We start from the raw sequence: 1,730 nt of genomic DNA, 5'->3' as shown, positions 1-1,730 counted from the left end.
ACCGAGCTGGGTGTGGAGGCTTCCGTCGTCGCGTGTGACGTGGCAGACCGTGAGGCCCTGCACGCCCTGCTGTCCACGCTGGCGGATTCACTGACGGCTGTGGTGCACACGGCCGGTGTGCTGGACGACGGTGTGCTGGACGGTCTGACCCCGGAGCGTATCGATAGTGTCCTGCGCGCGAAGGCGGTCTCGGCCCGCAATCTCCACGACCTCACGACCGAACTCGGTATCGAGCTCGCCGCCTTCGTCCTCTTCTCCTCGGTCACCGGAACTTGGGGTACGGCCGGACAGGCCAACTATGCCGCTGCCAACGCCTACTTGGATGCGCTAGCTGAGCAGCGTCGTGCTGATGGTCTGGTGGCGACGTCGGTGGCGTGGGGTCCGTGGGCGGACGGTGGTATGGCTGCCGATGAGGCGATGGACGCGCGCATGCGCCGGGGCGGCGTACCGCCGATGAACGGTGACTCGGCCATCATGGCGTTGCAGCGGGCATTGGATGCGAACGACACCGTCGTCGCCGTCGTGGATGTCGACTGGGAGCGCTTCGCGCCCGGCTTCACCGCCGTGCGGCCCAGCAACCTCCTCACCGAACTGCCCGAAGCGGTGGCTGTCGTCGACGGCACAGGGAAAGCGAGTGATCGGCCGGGGCTTGCCGGTTCGTCACTGGTCCAGCGGCTTCAGGGTATGGCTGAGGCGGACCGTGAGGTGTACCTCCTGGACCTTGTTCGTGTTCAGGTTGCCGAGGTGCTGGGGCACTCCGGTGCCGAGGACATCGAGGCGGGGCGTGCGTTCCGCGAGATCGGCTTCGACTCGCTTACTGCCGTCGAGCTGCGCAACCGCCTGGGCGCGGCCACCGAGCTGCGGCTGCCGGCCACGCTCGTCTACGACTATCCGACCCCGATCGCCCTCGCCGCCCAGCTGCGTGCCGAACTGCTCGGCACACAGGTCACGGCGGCCGGACCTGTGACCTCGGCAGTCGACGACGATCCGATCGCGATCGTGGCGATGAGCTGCCGTTTCCCGGGTGGTGTACGGACTCCGGAAGAGCTGTGGCAGCTGCTTTCGGACGGTACGGATGCGGTCGGTCCGTTCCCGGCCGACCGTGGGTGGGATCTGGAGAGGCTGTACAGCCCCGATCCGGAGCAGCCGGGCACCTCGTACACACGTGAAGGTGGCTTCTTCGACGGCTCAGCGGACTTCGACGCCGACTTCTTCGGGATCTCGCCGCGTGAGGCGCTGGCCACGGACCCGCAGCAGCGGCTGCTGCTGGAAACCTCGTGGGAAGCCTTCGAGCGCGCCGGCATTGACCCCTCGTCGCTGCGCGGCAGCCAGGCCGGAGTCTTCGTCGGCACCAACGGTCAGGACTACCTGTCCGTCCTGTTGGAGGAGCCCGAGGGGCTCGAGGGCCACTTGGGCACGGGTAACGCGGGCAGCGTCATGTCCGGCCGGGTCTCCTACGCCCTGGGCCTGGAAGGTCCGGCTGTGACCGTCGACACCGCCTGTTCGTCGTCGCTGGTCGCGTTGCACTGGGCGGTTCAGGCGCTGCGCAACGGTGAATGCACCATGGCCCTGGCCGGCGGTGTCACCGTCATGTCCACCCCGGATGCCTTTGTCGATTTCAGTCGTCAGCGTGGCCTGGCGGAGGACGGGCGGATCAAGGCGTTCGCTGCCGCCGCTGACGGTACGGGCTGGGGCGAAGGTGTCGGCATGCTGCTCGTCGAGCGGCTGTC

1 pseudogene is annotated in these 1,730 nt (G+C 68.0%); it reads left to right on the top strand.

What is annotated here, in order from left to right:
- Positions 1 to 9 precede the first annotated feature (9 nt).
- A pseudogene (locus ACZ6ZQ_RS38505) lies at positions 10 to 1,730 on the top strand (beta-ketoacyl reductase); the annotation flags it as partial.

This window comes from Streptomyces sp. NPDC053673, from assembly GCF_055585225.1.
Note: the sequence above shows the minus strand (reverse complement) of the source record. Positions and strands in the feature narration are given on the sequence as shown.